The sequence below is a fragment of the Pseudomonas sp. SMV7 genome (genome assembly GCF_052041995.1).
In the GTDB taxonomy this organism is placed as follows: domain Bacteria; phylum Pseudomonadota; class Gammaproteobacteria; order Pseudomonadales; family Pseudomonadaceae; genus Aquipseudomonas.
Genome location: NZ_JBKGGT010000007.1, coordinates 164,607 through 189,495, shown reverse-complemented (window position 1 = coordinate 189,495; position 24,889 = coordinate 164,607). Strand labels below are relative to the sequence as shown.

The 24,889-nt window shown below is 64.4% G+C and carries 22 protein-coding genes; 13 read left to right on the top strand and 9 right to left on the bottom strand.

Going from position 1 to position 24,889, the window contains the following annotated elements; all coding sequences use genetic code 11:
• Positions 1 to 75: 75 nt before the first annotated feature.
• Entirely contained in the window at positions 76 to 1,311 is a 1,236-nt protein-coding gene (locus tag ACLEJP_RS11490) for a cation:proton antiporter (protein WP_112249374.1), read from the bottom strand.
• Between the two features lie 283 nt (positions 1,312 to 1,594).
• On the opposite strand from ACLEJP_RS11490, the gene ACLEJP_RS11485 reads away from it, so the two are divergent.
• Together ACLEJP_RS11485 and ACLEJP_RS11480 are read left to right on the top strand one after the other, a co-directional pair.
• Positions 1,595 to 2,428, top strand: a complete 834-nt coding sequence (locus ACLEJP_RS11485) for an EamA family transporter (RefSeq protein ID WP_440806493.1) — start codon at positions 1,595 to 1,597, stop codon at positions 2,426 to 2,428.
• A 28-nt stretch (positions 2,429 to 2,456) separates the two neighbouring features.
• Positions 2,457 to 2,843: an MAPEG family protein gene (locus tag ACLEJP_RS11480; RefSeq protein WP_440806491.1), complete on the top strand. Its 387-nt coding sequence runs from the start codon at positions 2,457 to 2,459 to the stop codon at positions 2,841 to 2,843.
• Positions 2,844 to 2,960: 117 nt separating this feature from the next.
• On the opposite strand, the gene mltA is transcribed toward ACLEJP_RS11480, so the two are convergent.
• The gene (mltA, locus tag ACLEJP_RS11475) at positions 2,961 to 4,112 is read right to left on the bottom strand and encodes a murein transglycosylase A (protein ID WP_440806489.1); all 1,152 of its coding nucleotides are present in this window, start codon (positions 4,110 to 4,112) and stop codon (positions 2,961 to 2,963) included.
• A gap of 118 nt (positions 4,113 to 4,230) precedes the next feature.
• On the opposite strand from mltA, the gene ACLEJP_RS11470 reads away from it, so the two are divergent.
• Positions 4,231 to 4,689 carry a c-type cytochrome gene (locus ACLEJP_RS11470; RefSeq protein ID WP_440806486.1) on the top strand — a complete coding sequence of 153 codons (459 nt, stop codon included), beginning with the start codon at positions 4,231 to 4,233 and terminating at the stop codon, positions 4,687 to 4,689.
• 18 nt (positions 4,690 to 4,707) lie between these two features.
• Here ACLEJP_RS11470 and ACLEJP_RS11465 read toward each other — a convergent pair whose 3' ends face one another.
• The 4 genes from ACLEJP_RS11465 to ACLEJP_RS11450 all read right to left on the bottom strand — a co-directional run bounded on the left by ACLEJP_RS11465 (position 4,708) and on the right by ACLEJP_RS11450 (position 9,281).
• Positions 4,708 to 5,100, bottom strand: coding sequence for a DUF1090 domain-containing protein (locus tag ACLEJP_RS11465; protein WP_225779500.1), 393 nt, complete (start codon positions 5,098 to 5,100; stop codon positions 4,708 to 4,710).
• Positions 5,101 to 5,232: 132 nt separating this feature from the next.
• Positions 5,233 to 6,933, bottom strand: a complete 1,701-nt coding sequence (ligB, locus tag ACLEJP_RS11460; RefSeq protein ID WP_440806484.1) for an NAD-dependent DNA ligase LigB — start codon at positions 6,931 to 6,933, stop codon at positions 5,233 to 5,235.
• Between the two features lie 146 nt (positions 6,934 to 7,079).
• Positions 7,080 to 8,270, bottom strand: coding sequence for a methionine adenosyltransferase (metK, locus tag ACLEJP_RS11455; RefSeq protein WP_016489516.1), 1,191 nt, complete (start codon positions 8,268 to 8,270; stop codon positions 7,080 to 7,082).
• A gap of 18 nt (positions 8,271 to 8,288) precedes the next feature.
• Positions 8,289 to 9,281, bottom strand: a complete 993-nt coding sequence (locus tag ACLEJP_RS11450) for an ArsR/SmtB family transcription factor (protein WP_406820176.1) — start codon at positions 9,279 to 9,281, stop codon at positions 8,289 to 8,291.
• Between the two features lie 227 nt (positions 9,282 to 9,508).
• Here ACLEJP_RS11450 and tkt point away from each other — a divergent pair, with 227 nt between their 5' ends.
• The 10 genes from tkt to ACLEJP_RS11400 all read left to right on the top strand — a co-directional run bounded on the left by tkt (position 9,509) and on the right by ACLEJP_RS11400 (position 19,872).
• Positions 9,509 to 11,506 (top strand): transketolase, encoded by a 1,998-nt coding sequence (tkt, locus tag ACLEJP_RS11445; RefSeq protein ID WP_289133647.1) that lies wholly within the window; start codon positions 9,509 to 9,511, stop codon positions 11,504 to 11,506.
• Between the two features lie 179 nt (positions 11,507 to 11,685).
• Positions 11,686 to 12,747, top strand: coding sequence for an erythrose-4-phosphate dehydrogenase (epd, locus tag ACLEJP_RS11440; RefSeq protein WP_440806480.1), 1,062 nt, complete (start codon positions 11,686 to 11,688; stop codon positions 12,745 to 12,747).
• A 12-nt stretch (positions 12,748 to 12,759) separates the two neighbouring features.
• Complete coding sequence (locus tag ACLEJP_RS11435; RefSeq protein WP_440806478.1) at positions 12,760 to 13,923, top strand: phosphoglycerate kinase; 1,164 nt, start codon at positions 12,760 to 12,762, stop codon at positions 13,921 to 13,923.
• Positions 13,923 to 14,174 carry a hypothetical protein gene (locus ACLEJP_RS11430; RefSeq protein WP_289133650.1) on the top strand — a complete coding sequence of 84 codons (252 nt, stop codon included), beginning with the start codon at positions 13,923 to 13,925 and terminating at the stop codon, positions 14,172 to 14,174. The genes ACLEJP_RS11435 and ACLEJP_RS11430 overlap by 1 nt, the downstream gene beginning before the upstream one ends.
• Before the next feature lie 78 nt (positions 14,175 to 14,252).
• On the top strand, positions 14,253 to 14,582 hold the full coding sequence (locus tag ACLEJP_RS11425; RefSeq protein ID WP_440806477.1) for an MliC family protein: 330 nt from the start codon (positions 14,253 to 14,255) through the stop codon (positions 14,580 to 14,582).
• A 100-nt stretch (positions 14,583 to 14,682) separates the two neighbouring features.
• Positions 14,683 to 15,747 carry a class II fructose-bisphosphate aldolase gene (gene fba / locus ACLEJP_RS11420; protein ID WP_170033124.1) on the top strand — a complete coding sequence of 355 codons (1,065 nt, stop codon included), beginning with the start codon at positions 14,683 to 14,685 and terminating at the stop codon, positions 15,745 to 15,747.
• Between the two features lie 246 nt (positions 15,748 to 15,993).
• Positions 15,994 to 18,120, top strand: coding sequence for a putative bifunctional diguanylate cyclase/phosphodiesterase (locus tag ACLEJP_RS11415; RefSeq protein ID WP_440806474.1), 2,127 nt, complete (start codon positions 15,994 to 15,996; stop codon positions 18,118 to 18,120).
• Positions 18,121 to 18,159: 39 nt separating this feature from the next.
• On the top strand, positions 18,160 to 18,660 hold the full coding sequence (locus ACLEJP_RS11410; protein ID WP_225779493.1) for a M48 metallopeptidase family protein: 501 nt from the start codon (positions 18,160 to 18,162) through the stop codon (positions 18,658 to 18,660).
• Positions 18,661 to 18,672: 12 nt separating this feature from the next.
• Positions 18,673 to 18,969, top strand: coding sequence for a winged helix-turn-helix domain-containing protein (locus ACLEJP_RS11405; protein WP_440806472.1), 297 nt, complete (start codon positions 18,673 to 18,675; stop codon positions 18,967 to 18,969).
• A gap of 165 nt (positions 18,970 to 19,134) precedes the next feature.
• Positions 19,135 to 19,872, top strand: coding sequence for a substrate-binding periplasmic protein (locus ACLEJP_RS11400; RefSeq protein WP_440806470.1), 738 nt, complete (start codon positions 19,135 to 19,137; stop codon positions 19,870 to 19,872).
• Positions 19,873 to 19,893: 21 nt separating this feature from the next.
• On the opposite strand, the gene yccS is transcribed toward ACLEJP_RS11400, so the two are convergent.
• The 3 genes from yccS to dbpA all read right to left on the bottom strand — a co-directional run bounded on the left by yccS (position 19,894) and on the right by dbpA (position 24,818).
• On the bottom strand, positions 19,894 to 22,077 hold the full coding sequence (gene yccS / locus ACLEJP_RS11395; protein WP_289134215.1) for a YccS family putative transporter: 2,184 nt from the start codon (positions 22,075 to 22,077) through the stop codon (positions 19,894 to 19,896).
• A gap of 83 nt (positions 22,078 to 22,160) precedes the next feature.
• A complete protein-coding gene (locus tag ACLEJP_RS11390; RefSeq protein WP_440806467.1) occupies positions 22,161 to 23,342 on the bottom strand; it encodes an NAD(P)/FAD-dependent oxidoreductase in 1,182 nt (393 codons plus the stop codon).
• A 138-nt stretch (positions 23,343 to 23,480) separates the two neighbouring features.
• Entirely contained in the window at positions 23,481 to 24,818 is a 1,338-nt protein-coding gene (dbpA, locus tag ACLEJP_RS11385; RefSeq protein ID WP_440806597.1) for an ATP-dependent RNA helicase DbpA, read from the bottom strand.
• Positions 24,819 to 24,889: the final 71 nt, after the last annotated feature.

Below are 24,889 nucleotides of genomic sequence, written 5' to 3'. Positions count from 1 at the left end.
AAGGTTTTCACTGCCCGAAAGGTAGTGGAGATTCTGTGGGAGCGGGTTCACCCGCGAAGAGGCCGGCACTATTGCTCACGGCTGGTCGCTGACCTTGCGCACCACCCGTCCGATGCTCAACCCCTGCACCAGGATCGACGACAGCACCACGATGTAGGTAATCGACAGCAGCAGGTCACGTTCCGCGCCCAGTGGCAGCGACAGAGCCAGGGCCACCGACACCCCACCGCGCAGGCCACCCCAGGTCAGCACACGCACCGTGCCTTTGGGTACCGGGCGCCAGCGTCGCAGCAGCACGATTGCCGGGGCCACGGTCAGCAGCCGCGACAGCAGCACCGCCAGCGCCAGCACGCTGCCGGCCGCCAGGTGCATCCAGTTGAATGGCAGCAGCAACAGTTCCAGGCCGATCAATGCGAACAGCAGTGCGTTGAGCATGTCGTCGATCAGTTCCCAGAAGCCATCCATGTAGCGGCGGGTCATGTCGTTCATCGCCAGGTTGCGCCCCAGGTTACCGATGATCAGCCCGGCCACCACCATGGCGATCGGCGCCGAAACGTGCAGCTCGTAGCACATCGCCGAGCCGCCGATGACCAGCGCCAGGGTCAGCATCACTTCCACCTGGTATTGCTCGACACTCTTGATCATGCGGTAGGTGGCGTAGCCGATCAGCCCTCCGAACACTACGCCGCCGATGGCCTCGCGGGCGAACAGAACGGCCGTATCGGCCATGCTTGGCGTTTCGCCCAGCTGGATGATGCCCAGCAACACGGTGAACACCACCACGGCGGTGCCGTCATTGAACAGTGACTCGCCGACGATGGTGGTTTTCAACGGTTTGGAGGCATTCGCGGTACGCAGCGCGCCCAGTACGGCAATCGGGTCGGTGGGCGAGATCAGCGCACCGAACAGCAGGCAATAGATCAGCGGCACCTGCCAGCCGAACAGGGCGAACACCCAATGCGACAGGTAGCCGATGACGACGGTGGCGATCAGCACACCGACGGTGGCCAGCAGGCCGATCGGCCAGCGGTAGCTGCGCAGGTCGGAGAGGTTGACATGCAAGGCGCCGGCGAACAGCAGGAATGCCAGCATCCAGTGCATCAGCAAGTCGTTGAAGTCGATCTGGTTCATCAGCCCTTCGACGCGCGCTTCCAGGCCAGGGAAGCCGATCAGGCTCAGGCCCTGCAGCATCAGGGAAAACAGCAGCGCCGTTACCATCACGCCAATGGCGGGGGGCAGGCCGATGAAACGGTAATTTACATAGGTGAGGAGGGTGGTAAGGCAGATAAACGCGGCAACTAATTCAAGCATCCCGAATCCTGTAAGAGTGGCTTCCAAGTCGTAACCCGAATGGCTCGGGCAGTTCTTTGATGACCTGGCGCGGGGTTCGGGACACAAGGTTTGACCGGATCCGTTCCAATCGTTCCCGTCAACCCGCCTCACCGAGGTCCCCTGTGGAAGCGGGCGTGCCCGCGAACACCGGCAAAGCCGGTGCCATACACCTAGTCGCAGCTTCGCGGGCGTGCCCGCTCCCACAACGGCCCCCTGAGCGCTGTATAGTCCCAGCAAGAAACAGCCATAAGGACAACAAGGCGTGTTGGCAACATCCCTGGTGCTGGTCGCTGCCCTGCTGCATGCGACCTGGAATACCCTGATCAAATTCAGCGGCGAACGCTTGCTGGTGATTGGCAGCATGGACACGGTGGCGCTTGCCTTCGCGGTGCTGGCAGTGCCCTTCGTCGAGCTGCCGCCAGCCAATATCTGGCCCTGGTTGCTGGCATCGGCACTGGCCGAGCAGCTGTACCGCTTCCTGCTGATCCAGGCCTATCGCGTGGGCGACCTGGGGCTGGTCTACCCGTTGATGCGCGGGCTGTCGCCCTTGGTGGTGCTGGCACTGACCCTGGCCTTTGCCGGCGAGTCGCTGAGCCAGCAACAGATCATCGGCATCCTGCTGATCCCCTGTGGCATGGCCTGCCTGTTGTGGCAGGGCGGTGGCGGCGACCGGCTGCCCTGGTCGATGCTGCCGGTGGTTGCCCTGATTGGCCTGTGCATCGGCTGCTACACCTGGTTTGATGGCCAGGCCGTGCGCCTCTGGGGCAAGCCCTGGGATTACCTGGTGTGGCTGACCTTGCTCAGCGCCTGGCCGTTCCCCTTGCTGGCCAGCGTGGCACGACGTGCGCCGTTCGTGTTGTTCTGGCGCCTGCAGTGGCGCCTGGGGCTGGCGGTAGGGCTGTGCGTCCTGCTCAGTTACGCCCTGGTGCTGTGGGCGATGCACCTGGGGTCGGTGGCTGAGGCGGCAGCACTGCGGGAATTGAGCGTTATCCTGGTGGTACTGCTGGGCATGCGCTACCTCAAAGAACCTTTTGGCGGACCCAGACTCCTAGCTTGCGGGCTGGTGTTGGCCGGCATGTTGATAATGAAGCTTTGACCCGAAGACTGAACAAGGAGTCCTGCCTATGACCGTTGCCCTGTGGTGCATCCTTATCGCGCTGGTCCTGCCGCCGCTGTGCGCGCTGCTCGCCAAGGCGAGCAGTGGCCGTTTCGGCCTGAGAGACAACCACGATCCGCGCGCTTTCCTGGATACGCTTTCCGGCCTGCCACGCCGCGCGCATGCCGCCCAGCAGAACAGTTACGAAGCCTTTCCGGCCTTTGCCGCGGCGGTGCTGGTGGCAGATATCGTCGGCAATGCCGAACAGGTAACCCAGGATGTGCTGGGGGTGATGTACATCACCAGCCGCCTGCTTTACATCATCTGCTACCTGGCGGACTGGGCCATGCTGCGCTCTCTGGTGTGGTTTGCCGGGATGGCGATGATCGTGGCGTTTTTCGTGGTTTCCATCTGAGAAGTGCCGCAGTCCCTGTGGAGGACGGCTTTGGCCGCGAACACCGGCGAAGCCGATGTCATGCGCCGCGTGGTCTTGCTCGCCGGTAAACCCGCCCCCACAGGGCTCGCTTGACCTTCAGGGTACCTTGGGCACCTCAGGCAACGGCTTGCCCTTGGGCCACAGCATCCAGATCTGCCCTTGCTGCTTCATGTTCCCGGCCAGTTCCCCGGCCTCCGGCCCGGTGCCCCAGAACAGGTCGGCCCGCACCTCGCCCGTAATCGCCCCTCCAGTATCCTGGGCGCCCACCGGGCGTACCACCGGGGTTCCGTCCGGGCGGGTGGTGGACAGCCACAGCAGACTGCCCAGCGGAATCACCTTGCGGTCGATGGCTACGCTGTAGCCGGCGGTCAGCGGTACGTTCAGCGAACCGCGCGGGCCTTCGTTGCTGTCCGGGCGGGTGCTGAAAAACACGTAGCTGGGGTTGCTGGCAAGCAGCTCCGGCACGCGCTGCGGGTTGGCCTGGGCCCAGGCGTGGATGGCGCCCATGCTCACTTCTTCCTTTTTCAGCTGGCCTTGTTCCACCAGCCAGCGCCCGATCGGCCGGTACGGATGGCCGTTCTGGTCGGCGTAGCCCAGGCGCAGCTGGCGGCCGTCTTCCAGTTGCACCCTGCCGGAACCCTGCACCTGCAAGAACTGCAGGTCCATAGGGTCGGTCAGCCAGGCCAGCACCGGCGCCTTGACGCCGTCGCGGTTGATGACCTCGGCGGTGTCGTAAGGCTTGAGCACCCGCCCGTCGAGGCGCCCGCGCAGGCGTTTGCCCTTGAGCTCGGGGTACACGCTGGCCAGGTCGACCACGATCATGTCATCGGGAATGCCGTAGACCGGCACATGATTGCTTGCCGACGGCTTGAGGCTGCCGGGGTAGACCGGTTCGTAGTAGCCGGTAATCAGGCCATGGGCGTTGTTCTCGGCGGAACGCAGGCCATATACCTCCAGGTTCTGCTCCAGGAAGGTGCGCACCTGGGCAGCGCTGGCCGTGGCATTGCCGGCGGCTTCGCAGGTAGCCGCCCACACCGGGTCGCGCTTGAGCTTCTCGCAGCCGTTGCGCCAGGCATGGAAGCCGGCCAGCAGGTCTTCGTCACTGACAGCCGGCAGGTCCTTCCAGGTGGTCGGGACATAGGTGGCGATGGCGTGTGGCTCCGGCCGGGCGTTCTCGCCGCCGTTGCAGCCGGCCAGCAGAGCCAGCACCGGGAGCGTCCAGGCCAGATGGCGCAGGGCTGATTTCATGTGTGTATTCCTGTCGCGGCGAAGATGAATATTCGCCCTTGTTTTTTATGTGGCTATTGGTCTTTGGCCCGTGGGCGGCGATACTGGCCGCCCATTTGCGTAGGCCGAAGTGAGCGTGATGTTGAAGCGATTGACCGTTGTTCTGCTGGCTGCAGTGGCCTTGGGCGGTGCCTTGAGTGGTTGCGAGCGGGTTGACCCGAACTCGCCGCTGGGCAAGCGCAAGGTGATCTTCAAGGACATGCTCAGGACCAGCGAAGACCTGGGTGGCATGCTGCGTGGCCGGCTGCCGTTCGACGGGGTGAAGTTTGCCGACGGTGCGCTGAAGCTCGACAACCTTTCGCATCAGCCCTGGCAGCACTTTCCACAGGCGCGTGATGCTGGCGACAGCAGTGCGCGCGCCGAGGTCTGGGAGCGCCAGGCGCGCTTTCATGACCTGGCCCGGCAGCTGGAAGGGGTCACTGGCGAACTGGTCGATGCTACCCGCAGTCAGCCACTTGACGCTGCCCGGCTGAAGGCGCCGATGGACAAGGTCGAAGCGGCGTGCAAGGCCTGTCATAGCGAGTTTCGTAATCATTGACCGCGGTTGCCGCTGGCTTTAGCGGTCCAGGTCTTCCACCGCTTCCTGCAGCTCCTTGCGCGATTCGGCCAGCTTGTCCTTGCGCTTGTTGATCTTCTCGGAATCGCCTTTCTTCTCGGCCTTCTTCAGGTCCTTTTCCCGCTGTGCCACCTCGTGACGAGCTTCGAGCACTTTCTGCTCGCGTTCCTTGCGCAGGCTGGCATCGGTGCAGTTGTCGACCCCACGCAGCGCCTCTTCCAGCCCTGAGACCTGGCCGGCGTTGCCCTGGTCACGGGCAATCTTCAACTGGTTCTCGATGGCGCTGCGCTTGGCGGCGCAACCGGTCAGGCCGGCATCCGGCTGGGCAGCCTGTACGGCGCCGGCAGCCAGGCCGAGTGTCGCGAGCAGGAAAAGGGTCGAAATACGTTTCATGAAAAGCCTCCTTGACGGGGCGGGGCAGCAAAAGTTGGGGGAAATCCTGCCTTGGTTTTGCTCATTTAGAAACCCTTGTCGGGCCTTTCCGCTTGATTCGAGGAATTTCCCTGCAAGTAAATTGGTAAAAAATCATTGCCTGGTGTGCTGGCTGTCGACCCGAAACCCTTCGATGCCGGCCATGCCGAGCTGGTTGGCGATGGTTTGAACCTCAAGGTTGGTGAAGAATTCCACAAGCTGTTGCCCGCGCTTTGCGCCGATACCGGGCAAGGCTTGCCACTCGACGGCTGCGCGCGCGGCCAGGTCCGGCCAGTCGCCGGCCAGCTGCACGCCTGCCGGGGTGGGCACGCCTAGCCCGCGCAGCCATTGGGCAAATGGCCGCGAGCGGGCTTGTTGGAAGCTGCCCAGCAACTGCGCTGCAGTGATGTCGCTGATTCCCGTGACCTGGCCCAGGCGTTCGGCATCCAGGTGCAGCCAGTCGGTCATCGAGGTCACCAGCCCGGCTGCCACCAGCCGGCGCCAGGTGCCAGGGCCGACGCGCGGCAGCGCCAGCCCCTGTTTGCCACTGAGCCAGGAGAGGCGGGCCACGAACTGCTCCTCACAGCCGACAGCGGCCCGCCAGCAACTGTGGCCGTGGTACTGGCCGGGCGTTGGCGCGGTGACCGGCTGACGCTCGACGGCGCGGTGCAGCACCTGCTCCAGGCGCGGGATGGTCAGCCCGGCAAGGCTCACGGCCACCTGGTCGCCGGGACGGATATCGAGGCCCTGCCAGCGTGCCAGCGAGCCCAGGCTTACCTGGGTGATCCGCCGGTCATCGAGGGTCACCGGAAGGAGCTGCAGCACCGGCGTGACCTTGCCGGTACGGCCGATGCGGAAGCGGACCTCGCGGACTTCCGCCAGCGCCCGTGTGAAGGGGTACTTCCAGGCTGCAATCCAGTAGGGTGCCCGGGCCTGCCAGCGCTCGGCGGGCGGCCGACTGCCCAGGCGCAGGATCACGCCGTCGCTGGCGAAAGGCAGGGCGGTGCGGTACCAATGCTCGCGCCAGCGGGCTGCGTCCTCCGCTGTATCGATGGCGACGCTGTAGTCCTGGCCTTCGGGAAAGCCCAGTTGCGCCAGCTGCGCAAGACGCTCGGCCTGTTGCGCGGGGCCTTGAGGCCAGTCCCAGACGAACAGGCCGATGCCATTGCCCTGTTCGTTGCTCAACACCTTGCGCGCCAGCAGCCCAGCCACTGTACCGCGGGCGTTGGCGCTGCCTGCCCGGGCTTGTACATGCGCGTCCAGGCGCCAGTACAGTTCGCCGTGCAACAGCAGGTCCAGGGGCTGGGGCAACTGCCGGGTGATCGCACCCAGCCGCGGGATGTGGCGGCTCCAGTCATGCCCTTGCACCCCGTCGCCGCGGCTGATCAATTGCACCAGACGGCCCTGCCGATAGACCAGGGAGACGGCTACGCCATCGACCTTGGGCTGCACCCAGACCCCGCGCTTGCCGGCCAGCCAGCGCACCACGGCCAGCTGGTCGGCCAGCTTGTCGACCCCGGTATGCGGTATCGGGTGGGGGACCGGCCCGCGGGCACTGGCCAAGGGCGCCGCAGTGGTCGCCAGGCCAAAGCACTGCTGCAGGTGTGCCAGGCGCTGGCGGCTCTGGTCGTATAACTCATCGGGCACCAGCGCAACGCCCTGGCGATGGTAGTGGTCATCCCAGCGGGCCAGCGTGGTACGCAACTGGGCGGTTTCAGCGGCAGCTTGCTGGGGGCTCCAGTCCGGGCATTGGCCGGCCTGCGTCAGTGGGGCCTGGAGTATCAACAGCAGGGCGAACAACAGCACGAGAGGCATGGCCAGCATCCTTGCATGGCGTGTGGGAGCCCTCAGCCTAGGCAGGTGAAGTGCGCGGTGCCATGCAGGGTTTGTCAGGCGATATGTCACAAAAAAGCCCCTGCCGAACACTCGGCAGGGGCTTTCGTCCAGCGCTGCAGGAAAAGTTACAGGCCGGCAGCGTCACGCAGCGACTGGGCGCGGTCGGTACGCTCCCAGGTGAAGGTGGTGAAGGTGTCGTCGCCGACGGTCTTCTGCTGCGGCTCGCGGCCGAAGTGGCCGTAGGCGGCGGTTTCCTGGTACATCGGGTGCAGCAGGTCGAGCATGGTGGTGATGGCGTACGGACGCAGGTCGAAGCACTCGCGCACCAGCTGGATGATCTTGTCGTCGGAAACCTTGCCGGTACCGAAGGTGTTGATCGAGATGGAGGTCGGCTGGGCCACGCCGATGGCGTAGGACACCTGGATCTCGCAACGTTCGGCCAGGCCGGCGGCGACGATGTTCTTGGCCACGTAGCGGCCGGCGTAGGCGGCGGAACGGTCGACCTTGGACGGGTCCTTGCCGGAGAACGCGCCACCACCGTGGCGGGCCATGCCGCCGTAGGAGTCGACGATGATCTTGCGCCCGGTCAGGCCGCAGTCACCCACCGGGCCACCGATGATGAAGTTGCCGGTCGGGTTGATGTGGTACTGGGTGCCTTTGTGCAGCAGTTCGGCAGGCAGGGTGTGCTTGACGATCAGCTCCATCACCGCTTCCTGCAGGTCTTTCTGCGAAACCTCAGGGTTGTGCTGGGTCGACAGCACCACGGCGTCGATGCCGACCACCTTGCCGTTTTCGTAACGGCAGGTGACCTGCGACTTGGCGTCCGGACGCAGCCATGGCAGCAGGCCGGACTTGCGCGCTTCGGCCTGGCGCTCGACCAGGCGGTGCGAGAAGCAGATCGGCGCCGGCATCAGCACTTCGGTTTCGTTGCTGGCATAGCCGAACATCAGGCCCTGGTCGCCGGCACCCTGGTCTTCCGGCTTGGAGCGGTCCACGCCCTGGGCGATGTCCACCGACTGCTTGCCGATGATGTTCATCACGGCGCAGGTGGCGCCATCGAAACCAACGTCGGAGCTGTTGTAGCCGATGTCGATGATGACCTTGCGCACCAGGTCTTCCAGGTCGACCCAGGCCGAAGTGGTGACTTCGCCGGCGATGATGGCGACACCGGTCTTGACCAGGGTTTCGCAGGCGACGCGGGCGTATTTGTCCTGGGCGATGATGGCATCAAGGACGGCGTCCGAAATCTGGTCGGCGATCTTGTCCGGATGCCCTTCGGACACGGACTCGGAGGTGAAAAGGGAGTATTCGCTCATCTCGAAGGTTCCTGAAATTTACCGATGGTGTATGTCGCCAGCCGTCCGCTGAAAATGGCGGACCTGGATCTGGAAACCGTTACGCAAGCCCACGTACAGGCTGTCCCCGGGGGCCAGCCCGGCTGCCGTGGCCCAACGGGCCAGGTCGTCCTGTTCAAAACCGAGCCAGAGGTCGCCGCAGGCTTCCCGCGCCCAGCCCTGGTCATGGCTGCACAGTTCGGTGACCAGCAGGCTGCCGCCTGCCTTCACCCGTTTGGCCAGCTGGCGCAGGGCCAGGGCCGGATCGCTGAAATGGTGCAGGACCATGTTCAGCACAACGCAGTCGGCTTCCACATCCGTTGCACCCAGTGCATCGGCCAACTGCAGGTTTACATTACCCAGACGCTCACGTTCGCAGACCTGGCGTGCCAGTTCGAGCATGGTCGGGCTGTTGTCCAGCGCGGTGACCCGGGCGAAGCGCCGGGCCAGGTCCGGCAGGAAGCCGCCGTCACCGGGGCCGACCTCCAGGGCGCTGGCGGCCGGGTCGAAATTCAGCTTGTCGAGCAGTGCCAGCAGGCTTTCGCGGTACTGTGGCAGGCCGGCGATCAGGTCCTGCTGGGCGCGAAACTTCTCTTCCACGCGCAGGAAGAAATCCTGGCTGGTGGCGGCACGACGCTGCTGTACCTGGGCAATGCGGGCCTGTACCTCGGCTGGCAGGGCCAGGTCGTCGACCTCTTCGAGCAGTGCCGCATGCAGCCTGCCGCCCAGGCGCAAGCTGTCGGGCAGGGCACGGCGGTAGAAGATGGCGTTGCCTTCGCGGCGGGTGGCGACCAGCTCGGCCTGGGCCAGCACCTTCAGGTGGTGGCTCATGCCCGATTGGCCAACGTCGAAGATCTGCGCCAGTTCCAGCACGCCGAACGAGTCATTGGCCAGGGCGCGCAACACGTTCAGGCGCAACGCGTCGCCACTGGCTTTGCACAAGGCAGCCAATGCTTCGCATTGCTCGGGGATCAATTGCGCACGAAGGTTCATGGGGCGGCAGTCTAGACAGGCATCGTTGCCCTAGCAAGGGCAATATCAAAAAGTTTTGATATTGGGTGATGAGCGGGACGGTTCGCCCGGTTTTGCCCCGATTTGAAAGCCAATCACAGGAAAATCCCCCGACTGCGACCATACGTCATTGCCCCAAGCCCCCCCAGTGGGCGAAAATGGCCGCCTTTTTTCGTGACACCACCTATTCAAGCCCCAGGAGATCAGCGATGCCCAGCCGTCGTGAACGTGCCAACGCCATTCGTGCCCTCAGCATGGATGCCGTGCAAAAGGCCAACAGCGGCCACCCAGGTGCCCCTATGGGCATGGCGGATATCGCCGAAGTGCTTTGGCGCGATTATCTGAAGCACAACCCGAGCAACCCGAAATTCGTCGACCGCGACCGCTTCGTGCTGTCCAACGGCCACGGTTCGATGCTGATCTACTCGCTGCTGCACCTGACCGGCTACGACCTGTCGATCGATGACCTCAAGGCCTTCCGCCAGCTGCACAGCCGCACCCCGGGCCACCCGGAATACGGCTACACCCCAGGCGTCGAGACCACCACCGGCCCGCTCGGCCAGGGCATCGCCAACGCCGTGGGCTTCGCCCTGGCAGAAAAAGTGCTGGCGGCCCAGTTCAACCGTGACGGCCACACCATCGTCGACCACAACACCTACGTGTTCCTCGGTGACGGCTGCATGATGGAAGGTATTTCCCACGAAGTCGCCTCGCTGGCCGGCACCCTGGGCCTGAACAAGCTGATCGCGTTCTATGACGACAACGGCATTTCCATCGACGGCGAAGTGCACGGTTGGTTCACCGACAACACCCCGGCGCGCTTCGAGGCGTACAACTGGCAGGTGATCCGCAATGTCGACGGCCATGATGCCGACGAGATCAGGACCGCCATCGAGACCGCCCGCAAGAGCGATCGCCCGACCCTGATCTGCTGCAAGACCATCATCGGTTTCGGCTCGCCGAACAAGCAGGGCAAGGAAGACTGCCACGGCGCACCGCTGGGCAACGACGAAATCGCCCTGGCGCGCAAAGAGCTGAACTGGAACCACGGCCCGTTCGAGATCCCGGCCGACATCTATGCCGAGTGGGACGCCAAGGCTGCCGGTGCCAAGGCCGAAGCCGAGTGGAACCAGCGTTTCGAAGCCTATGCCAAGGCCTATCCAGAGCTGGCTGCCGAGTTCCAGCGCCGTGCTGCCGGCGAGCTGCCGGCCGACTTCAGCGAGAAGGCCCAGGCCTACATCAATGAAGTGGCGGCCAAGGGCGAAACCATCGCCAGCCGCAAGGCCAGCCAGAACGCCCTGAACGCCTTCGGCCCGCTGCTGCCCGAGTTCCTCGGCGGTTCGGCTGACCTGGCCGGCTCCAACCTGACCCTGTGGAAGGGCTGCAAGGGTGTCGAGGCCAACGATGCCAGCGGCAACTACGTGTTCTACGGTGTGCGCGAGTTCGGCATGACCGCCATCATGAACGGCGTTGCCCTGCACGGTGGCCTGGTGCCTTACGGCGCGACCTTCCTGATGTTCATGGAATACGCCCGCAACGCCGTGCGCATGTCGGCGCTGATGAAGCAGCGCGTGATTCACGTCTATACCCACGATTCCATCGGCCTGGGCGAAGACGGCCCGACCCACCAGCCGATCGAGCAGCTGACCAGCCTGCGCAGCACGCCGAACCTGGACACCTGGCGCCCGGCCGACGCGGTGGAATCCGCCGTGTCCTGGAAATACGCCCTGGAGCGCAAGGACGGCCCTTCGGCCTTGATCTTCTCGCGCCAGAACCTGCAGCACCAGGCACGTGACGCCCAGCAGATCGCCGACATCAGCCGTGGCGGCTATGTGCTCAAGGACTGCGCCGGCGAGCCTGAGCTGATCCTGATCGCCACCGGTTCGGAAGTGGGCCTGGCGGTTCAGGCGTTCGACAAGCTGACCGAGCAAGGCCGCAAGGTGCGCGTGGTTTCCATGCCGTGCACCAGCGTGTTCGATGCCCAGGATGCCGCTTACAAGCAGTCGGTATTGCCGCTGGAAGTGGGCGCGCGGATTGCCATCGAAGCTGCTCACGCCGACTTCTGGTACAAGTACGTTGGCCTGGAAGGCCGCGTCATCGGCATGACCACCTATGGTGAGTCGGCACCGGCTTCGGCTCTGTTCGAAGAGTTCGGCTTCACCGTGGAGAACATCCTCGGTACTGCCGAAGAGCTGCTGGAAGACTGATGTAAGGATGGAGGGCAGTGACGCCCTCCAGGTCGTGCAAGGGGAGGGCTTCGCCCTCCATCGCGACACAAGGCCGCGCCTACAGGGTACTGCGCATGCAGCCCCTTGTAGGCGCGGCCTTGTGTCGCGATGGGCCGCAACGCGGACCCAACAGCCATCATGCGTTAGCGAGCCAACGAATGTCCCACCCGCGTCCCTACAAAGTTGCACTCAACGGTTATGGCCGTATCGGCCGCTGTGTCCTGCGCGCGCTGTTCGAGCGGGGGGCAAAGGCCGGTTTCGAGATCGTCGCGCTGAACGACCTGGCCGACCAGGCCAGCCTGGAATACCTGACACGCTTCGACTCCACCCACGGGCGTTTTCCCGGTGAGGTGAAGGTCGACGGCGACTGTCTGCATATCAATGGCGACTGCGTGAAGGTGATGCGCAGTGCCACCCCTGAAGGCATCGACTGGGCGGCCCTGGACATCGACCTGGTGCTGGAGTGCTCCGGCGCCTACCACACCCGCGCCGATGGCCAGCGTTTCCTCGACGCCGGTGCACCGCGGGTGCTGTTCTCGCAGCCGATGGCCAGCGAGGCCGACGTCGACGCCACGGTGGTCTACGGCATCAACCAGGCCTGCCTGACCGGCCGTGAGCGCCTGGTGTCCAACGCCTCGTGCACCACCAACTGCGGCGTGCCGCTGCTGCGCGTGCTGGATCAGGCGTTCGGTATCGAGTACGTGCAGATCACCACCATCCACTCGGCGATGAACGACCAGCCGGTAATCGACGCCTACCACCACGAAGACCTGCGCCGCACGCGTTCGGCCTTCCAGTCGGTGATCCCGGTGTCCACTGGTCTGGCGCGTGGCATCGAACGCCTGCTCCCGGAACTTGCCGGGCGAATCCAGGCCAAAGCGGTACGCGTACCGACCGTCAACGTCTCGTGCCTGGACATCACCCTGCAGACTGCCCGCGATACCAGTGCGGCCGAAGTCAACCGGGTGTTGCGCGAGGCGGCGCTGGAAGGCCCGCTGAAAGGCTTGCTGGCCTACACCGAGTTGCCGCATGCCAGCTGTGATTTCAACCACGACCCGCATTCGGCGATCGTCGATGCCAGCCAGACCCGTGTTGCCGGCCCCCGCCTGGTAAACCTGCTGGCCTGGTTCGACAACGAATGGGGGTTTGCCAACCGTATGCTCGACGTTGCCGAACATTATCTGCACGTCGTCCACCCCACCCGCAACAAACAGCCCTGAAGGACTGCATTCATGACCGTGTTGAAGATGACCGACCTCGACCTGCAAGGTAAACGCGTACTGATCCGCGAAGACCTCAACGTGCCTGTGAAGGACGGTGTGGTAGCCAGCGACGCGCGTATCCTGGCAGCGCTGCCGACCATCAAGCTGGCCCTGGAGAAGGGCGCGGCGGTAATGGTCTGCTCGCACCTGGGCCGTCCGACCGAAGGCGAATTTTCGGCCGAGAACAGCCTCAAGCCAGTTGCCGACTACCTGAGCAAGGCCTTGGGCCGTGAAGTGCCGCTGGTTGCCGACTACCTCGAGGGTGTCGAGGTCCAGGCCGGTTCCCTGGTGCTGTTCGAGAACGTGCGCTTCAACAAGGGCGAGAAGAAGAATGCCGACGAGCTGGCGCAGCAATACGCTGCCCTGTGCGACGTGTTTGTCATGGACGCATTCGGTACCGCCCACCGCGCCGAGGGTTCGACCCACGGCGTCGCCAAGTTCGCCAAGGTCGCCGCTGCCGGCCCGCTGCTGGCGGCCGAGCTGGATGCCCTGGGCAAGGCCCTGAAGGCCCCGGCCAAGCCGATGGCCGCCATCGTCGCCGGCTCCAAGGTGTCCACCAAGCTGGACGTGCTGAACAGCCTGAGCGCAGTCTGCGACCAGCTGATCGTCGGTGGCGGCATCGCCAACACTTTCCTCGCTGCTGCCGGCCACCCAGTGGGCAAGTCGCTGTACGAGCCTGACCTGGTCGACACGGCCAAGGCCATCGCCGCCAAGGTCAGCGTGCCGCTGCCGGTCGACGTGGTGGTTGCCAAGGCGTTTGCCGAAAGCGCCGAAGCCACCGTCAAGGCCATTGCCGACGTTGCCGCTGACGACATGATCCTGGACATCGGCCCGCAAACCGCAGCCAACTTCGCCGAGCTGCTGAAGTCGTCGAAGACCATCCTGTGGAACGGCCCGGTCGGTGTGTTCGAGTTCGACCAGTTCGGCAACGGCACCAAGGTGCTGGCCAAGGCCATCGCCGATAGCGCGGCGTTCTCCATTGCCGGCGGCGGCGACACCCTGGCGGCGATCGACAAGTATGGCGTTGGCGCCGATATCTCCTACATTTCTACCGGTGGTGGTGCCTTCCTCGAATTCGTCGAGGGCAAGGTCCTGCCGGCCGTGGCCATTCTGGAAGAACGGGCCAAGGCCTGATGACGTCGGCGCCTGGCAAAGGGAGTGGCCTGATGGTCAAGCAATTGCCTGTGATGATGCTGGTTGGCCTGCTGAGCGCCTGCGCTGGCAGCCCGGCCTCGGATGTCGAACCGGGGCAGCCGCCAAAGGGCGGCTGTTACCAGTCCGAATGGCAAGCCGAGACCGTGCCGGTCATCAGCAAGCGCGTAGGCCCGGAAGGCCTGGAAAAGTACGACGAAGACCACCAGCGCAAGGCGCCGGGTTGCCCTTGATCGGGTAACAGGCAACCTGAAGGCTGATTTGTGGTCTTGAAAAGGGGCCGCGGTGCGGCCCCAAATCGAGGAAGCTGAATGAAAGCGCTTTTGGCCGTGACGGCCCTGGCGACACTGGCAGGATGCTCGCTGCTGCAGCCGGCGCAACCCGCCCCGGCGGAGGACTGGACCCGTTGGGTCTGCGACAGCCAGGCTGAAGTGCTGTGGCGCTTCGCCGATGCGCAACGTGACCAGGTCGATGTGCGCCTCGGGGGCGGTGACCAGGTCTACCGCCTCAAGGCCGAGCCCGGTGCATCGGGTGCGCTGTACAGCGATGGCATGCTGGCCTTCCATACCAAGGGCGAAGAGGGCCTGGTGTACTGGGTGGCAACCAACGATCTGATTGGGCGGGGCTGCAAGGCACCGTGACTGGCCGGGCCGCGAGGGCGGCCCACACTACTTGAACAGCAACCGCCCCTGCGGCAGGCTTGCACGAAACAAACGACGCTTGTCGGGAGAGAGATACACCATGGCACTCATTAGCATGCGCCAGATGCTGGACCACGCCGCCGAGTTCGGTTACGGCGTTCCAGCTTTCAACGTCAACAACCTCGAGCAGATGCGCGCCATCATGGAAGCGGCCGACAAGACCGACTCCCCGGTGATCGTCCAGGCCTCGGCCGGTGCCCGCAAATACGCCGGCGCGCCGTTCCTGCGTCACCTGATCCTGGCGGCCATCGAAGAATTCCCGCACATTCCGGTGTGCATGCACCAGGACCACGGCACCAGCCCTGACGTCTGCCAGCGTTCGATCCAGCTGGGCTTCAGCTCGGTGATGATGGACGGCTCGCTGGGCGAAGACGGCAAGACCCCGACCGACTACGAGTACAACGTGCGCGTAACCCAGCAGACCGTTGCCATGGCTCACGCCTGCGGTGTTTCGGTAGAAGGCGAGCTGGGCTGCCTGGGTTCGCTGGAAACCGGCATGGCCGGTGAAGAAGACGGCATTGGCGCCGAAGGCGTGCTGGACCACAGCCAGATGCTGACCGACCCGGAAGAGGCTGCGGACTTCGTCAAGAAGACCCAGGTCGACGCCCTGGCGATCGCCATCGGTACCAGCCACGGTGCCTACAAGTTCACCAAGCCGCCAACCGGTGACGTGCTGGCTATCGACCGCATCAAGGAAATCCACAAGCGCATCCCCAACACCCACCTGGTGATGCACGGTTCCTCCTCGGTACCGCAAGAGTGGCTGGCGATCATCAACCAGTACGGCGGCGACATCAAGGAAACCTACGGTGTACCGGTCGAGGAAATCGTCGAAGGCATCAAGTACGGCGTGCGCAAGGTGAACATCGACACCGACCTGCGTCTGGCCTCCACCGGCGCCATCCGCCGTCACATGGCCATGCACCCGAGCGAGTTCGACCCACGCAAGTTCTTTGCCGAAACCGTGAAGGCCATGCGTGATGTGTGCATCGCCCGCTACGAAGCCTTCGGCACCGCCGGCAATGCCTCGAAGATCAAGCCGATCTCCCTGGAAGGCATGTTCCAGCGCTATGCCAAGGGCGAGCTGGCCGCAAAGGTCAACTGATCGACTGGCAACACGAAAGACCCGCAGAAATGCGGGTTTTTCGTTTTCGGGGTTCAGAAAACCTGCTGCTCCTGCAGGCCTGGTCAATCGGCAGCATGGAAGGCCCGGAGAACCGACCGTTAGTCGGCTACGGTACAGTTGAGTCGCTGATAGCGTTCTGATTGCATTGCGTGTTATTCGCTCAGAGCTAGAGTACTAATGGATCCAAGTGTATTTTTGAAGTCGGTCACATAATAGAGAAGCAGCATGGATGGCGCTCCCGCTCTACCACAGCCACTGGATGGCAACTCGGTTCTCCTGGTGGTAGACGATTACCCCGAGAACCTCATCAGCATGCGGGCATTGCTGGCCCGTCAGGATTGGCAGGTACTAACGGCAAGTTCGGGTATGGAAGCCTTGAACGCACTGCTTGAACATGAAGTCGATCTGGTCTTGCTGGATGTACAGATGCCGGAGATGGATGGCTTCGAAGTCGCCCGGCTGATGCGCGGCAGCCAGCGTACCCGGCTGACGCCGATCATCTTCCTCACCGCCAACGAACAGTCCGAAGCCGCCGTGCTCAAAGGCTATGCCAGCGGCGCCGTGGACTACATGTTCAAGCCGTTCGACCCACAGATCCTCAAGCCCAAGGTCCAGGCCTTGCTCGAGCAGCAGCGCAACCGGCGCATGCTGCAACGCCTGACCCGTGAGCTGGAAGCGGCCACGGCGTTCAATGCGTCGATCCTGGAAAACGCCGCCGAGGGCATTCTGGTGGTGGATGCGCAGGGCATCATCAGCTTTGCCAACCCAGCCATATCCAACCTGTTGTCCACGCCAGTAGCGCAGCTGCAGGGCGCCCGCCTGCTCGATCTGGTGCAACTGGCCAATGCCAGCCTGTGGGAGGACTCGGGCTTCTACCAGGCCTACCTGGGCAGGCAGATCTTCCGTGTGCATGATGCCCAACTGCGTTCCTCTGGCGGTGAGCTGCGGCCCGTGGCGTTGTCCTGCGCGCCGCTGCCGGTCGACCAGCAGGCCATGGTGGTGACGGTGCTGGACATGTCGGTGGTGCGCAACCTGCACCAGCAGCTGGAGTACCAGGCCGTGACCGACCCGCTCACCGGCCTGCTCAACCGTCGCGGTTTCTACCAGGCCGCTGAAGGCGTGCTGTTGCGCAACGAGCGCTCGGACAAGGCGCAGGCGCTGATGTACATGGACCTGGACGGCTTCAAGCGGATCAATGACTCGCTTGGCCACGACGCCGGTGACCGGGTGTTGCGCTGGGTGGCCGAGCAGCTCAAGGACTGCCTGGGCAGCGAGGCGCTGCTGGCGCGCATGGGCGGGGATGAATTCACCGCGCTGTTCGACGGCCTGCCGTATCCGGAGCAGGCCGGGCGTTACGCCGAACGGCTGCTGGAGCGCGTTTCCATCAGCCACGAGGTGGACGGCTTCGACGTGTGCCTTGGGGTCAGCATCGGCATCGCCACCTACCCGGACTGCGGCGCCAACGTCGAAGGCCTGTTGCGTGCCGCCGATGCGGCGATGTACGCGGCCAAGCAGGCGGGGCGCCAGCAGTACCGCTTCTATGACCAGGAGCTCAATGGCCGGGCACGTTCGCGGCTGATGCTCGAAGATAGCGTGCGCGCGGCCATCGAGCAGCAGGACTTCACCTTGGTGTACCAGCCGCAGGTCGCCTTCAATGGCGGCCAGTTGCGCGGTTTCGAGGCGTTGCTGCGCTGGCAGCACCCCAGTGTTGGCGATGTGCCGCCCGGGTTGTTCATCCCGCTGCTGGAAGAGGCGCGCCTGATCAACCGCCTGGCCAGCTGGATCTACCGCCAGGGTGCGGCCCAGCGTCAGGCCTGGTGCCAGCGCTTTGCCACGGACCTGGTGCTGGGTATCAGCCTGAGCCGTGCACAATTCGTCATGCCTGGCCTGGTCGAGGAGTTGCAGCGGGTGATCCAGCTGTACCAGCTGGACCCGGCACAGCTGGAAGTGGAGGTGGCGGAAACCTCGCTGATGTACAACATAGATGCGGCGGTGAAACAGATCCACCGCTTGCGCGACCTGGGGGTGCGGGTGGCGCTGGACGATTTCGGTGCCGGCGATTGTTCGTTGCGCATGTTGCGCGACCTGCCGATCGATACCCTCAAGCTCGACCGCCACCTGGTGGCGCGCCTGCCCGATTCGACAGTGGACGCCGCGCTGGTGCGCAGCGTCATCAGCCTGTGCGGCGACTATCGCATCACGGTGATCGCCGAGGGTGTTGAAACCCCGGCCCAGGCGGCCTGGCTGAAGGCCAACGGTTGTGAATACGTGCAGGGCTTCCTGGTGGCGTACCCGATGACCGCCGCGGATGCCAGCAGTTTTCCGGCGATTTTCTCCTGGCCAACGCCCTGATTGGCTAAAATCGGCATTCGTCATACCGAAAGCCGCGCCATGACTGTATTACGTTACCTGCAAGCCTACCCCCCGCACCTGCAGCAGCAGGTGCGGCAGATGATCGACAGCGGCCGCCTGGGCGAGTATCTGCAGCGCCGTTACCCTGGCCGCCATGACGTGCAAAGCGACAAGGCGTTGTACGGCTATGCCCAGGATCTGCGCCAACAGTACCTGCGCAGCGCGCCGCCCCTGGACAAGGTTTTGTTCGACAGTCGCCTCGACCTGACCCACCGGGCCCTGGGCCTGAACACGGCGGTATCGAGGGTGCAGGGTGGCAAGCTCAAGGCGAAGAAGGAAATCCGCATTGCCTCGCTGTTCAAGGAAGCAGCGCCGCAATTCTTGCGCATGATCGTGGTGCACGAACTGGCACACCTGCGCGAGCGCGATCACAACAAGGCGTTCTACCAGCTCTGCCAGCACATGGAGCCGGACTACCACCAACTGGAATTTGACCTGCGCGTCTACCTGACCTATCGGGAGCTGCCGGGCAACTGTTAAGGACCACGCAGCATGGAAGTGAGCAAGACCAAGAGCAGCTTCTACCGGCGCCTGTACGTGGCCTGGCTGATCGACAGCCAGACCGCTACCAGCGTGCCCGCCCTGATGGAGGCCACCGGCATGCCACGGCGCACCGCCCAGGACACCATCGCCGCGTTGGCCGACCTGGATATCGTCTGCGAGTTCGAGCAGCAGGAAGGCGCGCGCAATCACGCCGGCCATTATCGCATCCGTGACTGGGGGGCGATCGACAAGCAGTGGATCATCCGGCACTTGCGGCAGATCCGTGAAGTGCTGGGTTATCCCTGAACAAATCGCAGCTTTATGCGGCAAGATAGAAGCTTCGGCCAAAATAGAGGCTAAATGACACTATTGGCCGCTGTCCTGAGCAGAGGCTTTGTGTAATCTCATCGGCAGTTGCGAAGAAGACCGCCCTGACAATGTGTGCTCCCCCATTGCGAAAAGGACTTGAGCATGCGGCCACTGCTTTGTGTTCTGGGATTACTGGCAACGCTGCTGGCGGCGCCTGCCCTGGCTGCTGACCGGCTGCGCCTGGTGGCGGACAGCTGGCCGCCGTTCACCGACGCCGGCATGCCCGGCGGCGGCCTGGCGACCAGCATCGTCACCACCGCGCTGACTCGGGCCGGCTACACCAGCGGGTTCGAGGAGGTGCCATGGGCGCGGGCGTTGCTCGGGGTCAGCGAAGGGCGCTACGACGTGCTGATCAACGCCTGGCACAACGACTCGCGCGAGCGTATCGGGCAGTTTTCCTCAGCCTACCTGACCAACCGCGTTCGCCTGCTGCAGCGCAAGGGCGAGGCGTTTCGCTACCGGCGTCAATCCGACTTGTACCCCTACAGCATCGCCGTGGTGCGTGACTACGCCTATTCCCCGGCGTTCGATGGTGACAGCCGTCTGCACAAAGTGCCGGTGCGCAACTTTTCATCAGCGGTGCGCATGTTGGCCGCTGGGCGGGTGAACCTGGCGGTGGAAGACGAATACGTGGCCCGTTACAACCTGCAGCGCGAGCCGCAGGAAGTGCGTGATGGGGTGATGCTGGTGGAGCCGCCGCTGGGCGAGAACACCCTGCATATCCTGGTCAGCCTGAAGCACCCCGAGCATGCACAGATCGTCGAACGGTTCGAGCGGGCGATCGCGGCGATGAAGGCCGATGGCAGCTATGCCCGGCTGCTGCGTCAGCATGGCTTCTGATCGCTCAGGCCTCCCAGCAAATCAGCTTGGAGCACCTTCCTTGATCAGGTGCGCGGCCAAGGTCCGCAACGGGGCCAACTGTCGGCAGATCAACGCCAGTTGCGTCTGTACCAGGCGCTGGTGCTCATCCAGGTCGTCCGGCATCTGCTCCAGGGCATTGGCCAGCGCTTCTTCGGCATCACTGTGAATCGCCACCGGCGCGCGCGCGGCCAGGCCGTTGGCAATCTCGTCCAGGCTGCTGGCCAGGCTCTGCCCGGCACCTTCGATCAACTGTTCCTGCACTTCCGCGGGCAAGGCGGTATCGCGGTGCGCGCCCAGCCCGGAGAGGTAGCTGAGCAGGGTGTGTGACAGCACCAGGAAGCGGAAGCCGACGTCGGCCTCCTTGCGGAAGTGCCCCGGCTCCATGAGCATGTTGGCCAAGGTGGTGGACAGTGCCGCGTCGGCGTTATGGGCATTGCGCCGGGCCAAGCGGTAGGCCAGGTCGTCGCGCTTGCCGTGGGCGTACTGTTGCATGATCTGGCGCAGGTAGAGGCTGGCGCAGGTCAGGGTATTGGCCAGCACCTTGTTCAGGCGCCGTCCTTGCCAGTCGGGCAGGAACAGGAACACCGCGAGTATGGCGATCAGGCTACCCACCAGGGTATCGAACAGGCGTGGCAGGAACAGGCCGTAGCCATCGCCGATCTGGTTGAAACAGAACAGCACCATCAGGGTGATGGCTGCCGTGGCCAAGGTGTAGCGGGTAGTGCGGTTTACGAAGAACACCACCCCGGCAACCACGGCGAACAACGACTGCACAACCGGGTTGGGGAACAGGTCGAACAACGCCCAGCCTACGGTAAGGCCGAACGCGGTGCCGACTATCCGCTGCCCCAGCTTGCGCCGGGTTGCACCGTAGTTGGGCTGGCAGACGAACAGGGTGGTGAGGATGATCCAGTAGCCTTGGGTCGGATGGATCAGGTGCACCATGCCATAGCCGATCGACAATGCCAGCGGCAGGCGCAAGGCATGGCGGAACAACAGTGAGGTCGGTGTCAGTTGGGTGCGCAAGCGCGTCCACACGTCCTTCAGTGAACGTGGCGAGCGGTCGAGCAGGCTGCTGTCGCTGGCATCGGCCAGGCTGTCCGGGTTGCTGGCCGCACTGAGCAGGCGGTCCAGCGTTGCCAGGTTGGCCGCCAGCGCCCTCAGCGAGCGCAACAGGCCGCGCCACGCCGGGTTGCTCTGGATGCGCAGGTGTTCCAGCGAGGCGTTGAGGTCCTCGAGGGCTTCGGGATAACCGCTGGCCAGGACGAACGGCTGGCGCAGGCGGATCGAACGGGCCAGCTCCTGGCAGGATGAGCCCTGTTTGCGCAGCAGACGTTGACAGCGGAACATCACGTCGCTGTGGAAGAACGCCTCGGTCAGGGCGTTGTAGGGATAGTGCGAGGCGCTGACCCGCTCATGGATGTCCTGCGCCAGGAAGTACAGCTTGAGGTAGCGGCTGACCTTGGAGTTGGGCTGGCTGTTGCCGACTCGGTGCAGGATGATTTCCTTGGCTGCGTTGAGGGCCGCCACTACCTTGCCGTTCTGCTGGGCCAGCTCCAGGCGCCGCGCTTCGATGTCGAGGGTGCGGATGGGCTCGAACAGGCTGGCCTTGAGCTTGAGGTAGCTGCCCAGCTCGAAGAACAGCTTGGCCAGGCTCTGCTGCACCGGCTGGTTGGAAAACAGCGCCTGCCACAGCACCGACAGCAGCCCGTACCAGGCCGCACCTGCCACCAGCAGCAATGGTTCGTGCCAGAAGTCGGTGACCTGGCCGCCGCGCTGGTCTACGCCGATCATGGTGTAGACCGAAGTGATCAAGGTTGCCGAAGCGATGGCGCCATAGCGCTCGCCCAGCGCCCCGAGCATGGTCAGGCTGAAGGCCGCGAGGGCCAGGGCAATGACGAAGATCCAGGGGTAGGGGAACAGCAGCTCGACCGCCAGCGCGGCGATCGCGAAGCACACCAGGGTGACGGCCAGGGCGCTGAGGCGGCCCTGCCAGCTGTCATCGGTTTCCGCCAGGGCGCTGGCGATGATGCCGAGGAACAGCGGAATCAGCAGGGCCATCTCGTTCTGGTACCAGCACAGGGCCAGGCTGCCGGTGAGTGCGATGGTGACCCGGATGCTGTAGCTGAACTTGTCTTGGCCCCACAGGCGACGCAGTGACTGACGGAACGAGCTCGATGACATGATGGCCTGCTGGGCAGTGAGCGATTGAATGCATGGCGGCACGGTCAGCAAGAAGCGTTCCGTGCTGCTGAATGGATTCTACTCTACACGAACTGCGCAGCGGCGTTGGCGGAGGCCCAGGCCCATTGGAAGTTGAAACCGCCCAGGTGGCCGGTCACATCCAGCACCTCACCGATGAAATACAAGCCAGGGCTCTTCAGCGACTCCATGGTCTTGGACGACACTTCGCGGGTGTCCACCCCACCCAAGGTCACCTCGGCGGTGCGGTAGCCCTCGGTGCCGGCCGGTACTACCTGCCAGTTCGCCAGCTTGTCGGCGATCTGCGCCAGTTCTGCCGGGGTGTACTGCTTCATCGGCCTGGACTCGAACCACTGCTCGGCCAGCAGGTTGGCCAGCTTGCGGGTGAACACCTCGCCGAGCACGGTCTTCAGTTCGGCGTTGGCGCGTTCGGCCTGCATCTGTTGCAGCCAGGCCAGCGCGTCGCGGTCGGGCAGCAGGTTGATCTCGACCGTGTCACCGGCCTCCCAGAATGACGAGATCTGCAGGATCGCCGGGCCGCTGAGGCCGCGGTGGGTGAACAGCAGGTTCTCGCAGAAGCTGGTGCCGTTGCAGCTGGCGGTGCAGTCCAGCGAGGTGCCGGACAGCTCGGTGCACAGTGCCTTGAGTTGGGGCTCGGTGATGGTGAATGGCACCAGGCCGGCGCGGGTCGGCAGCAGGGTGTGCCCGAACTGGCGCGCCACCTGGTAGCCGAAGCCGGTGGCACCCAGGGTCGGGATCGACAGGCCGCCGGTGGCGATCACCAGTGACTGGCAGGCGAACTGGCCGCCGCTGGTCTGCAACAGGTAGCCGCCTTCGGTCTTCTCGATCTGTTCGATGCTGGTGTGCATGCGGATCTCGGCACCGGCCTCGTCGCATTCGGCCAGCAGCATGTCGAGGATGTCGCTGGCCTTGTTGTCGCAGAACAGCTGGCCGAGCTTCTTCTCGTGGTAGGGCACGCCGTGCTTGCACACCAGCTCGATGAAGTCCCACTGGGTATAGCGGGCCAGGGCCGACTTGCAGAAGTGGGCGTTGTGCGAGAGGAAGTTGCCGGGTTCGGTGTACAGGTTGGTGAAGTTGCAGCGCCCGCCACCGGACATGAGGATCTTCTTGCCCGGTTTGTTGGCGTGGTCGAGTACCAGCACCCGGCGGCCGCGGTGGGCGCTGAGCTGGGCGCACATCAGGCCGGCGGCGCCGGCGCCGAGGATGATCACGTCGGTGGAGTGCACGGTGTTACCTCTTCAGGATTGCTGGGGCTGCCTCGCAGCGCTTTCGCGACACAAGGCCGCTGCTGCAGGAGTTTCTTGCGATCCCCTGCAGGAGCGGCCTTGTGGCGCGAAAGGGCCGCGACGCGGCCCAAAATCAGGTCAGACGATGCGAACTTTCAGGGAGCGCCCCTTGATCTTGCCGCTGTTCAAGCGCTGCATGGCCTGCCTGGCCAGTGGCCGCTCCACGGCAACAAAGGCCTGGAAGTCAAAGATCGCAATCTTGCCCACCTGCTTGCCAGGGATCCCGGCATCCCCGGTCAGCGCGCCAAGGATGTCGCCCGGGCGCAGCTTGTCCTTGCGCCCGGCCGCGATGCACAGGGTGCTCATCTGTGGCAGCAGCGGCTCGCCGCCCTTGCTCTTCAGGCTGTCCAGCTGGTCCCAGCGCAGCGGGCTCTTCTGCAGGTCTTCGATGGCCTGGGCGCGGTGCCCCTCGGCAGGTGCCACCAGGCTGACTGCAATGCCTTTTTCGCCCGCGCGGCCGGTACGGCCCACGCGGTGCACGTGGATCTCCGCGTCACGCGCCAGCTCGACGTTGATGACCATGTCCAGGCCGTCGATGTCCAGGCCGCGTGCAGCCACGTCGGTGGCCACCAGCACCGAGCTGCTGCGGTTGGCGAACATGGTCAGTACCTGGTCGCGGTCGCGCTGCTCCAGGTCGCCGTGCAGGGCCTGGGCAACGATGCCCTTGGCGGTCAGGTGGGCGACCAGGTCCTCGCACTGCTGCTTGGTGAAGCAGAACGCCACGCAGGACTGCGGGCGATAGTGGCCGAGCACGCGGGTGACGGCCTCCAGGCGCTGCTGCGGGTCGATCTCGATGAAACGCTGCTCGATCTGGTTGTCGCTGTGCAGGCTCTCGACCTTGACCTGTTGCGGGTTGCGCATGAAGTCGGCGGCCAGTTGCTTGATACCGGCCGGGTAGGTGGCCGAGAACAGCAGAGTCTGGCGGCGCGACGGGGTCTTGCCGATGATGCTGGCGATGGCGTCGAAGAAGCCCATGTCGAGCATGCAGTCGGCTTCATCCAGCACCAGGGTGTTCAGGCCGTCGAGTACCAGGGTGCCCTTGTCCAGGTGCTGCTGGATACGCCCCGGGGTGCCGACGATGATGTGCGCGCCATGCTCCAGCGAAGCGATCTGCGGGCCCAGCGAAACGCCGCCGCACAGGGTGAGGATCTTGATATTGTCCTCGGCGCGGGCCAGGCGACGCAGCTCCTTGGCCACCTGGTCGGCAAGCTCGCGGGTGGGGCACAGCACCAGCGCCTGGCAGCCGAAATAGCGCGGGTTGATCGGGTTGAGCAGGCCGATGCCGAAGGCGGCAGTCTTGCCGCTGCCGGTCTTGGCCTGGGCAATCAGGTCCTGGCCCTTGAGGATGACCGGCAGGCTCTGGGCCTGGATCGGCGTCATCGAGGCATAGCCGAGGGCGTCCAGGTTGGCCAGCATGGCAGCGGACAGCGGCAGGGAGGCAAAGGCGGTGGAGTCGGTGGTCACGAGGCGGGCCTGCGGTGCGAAGC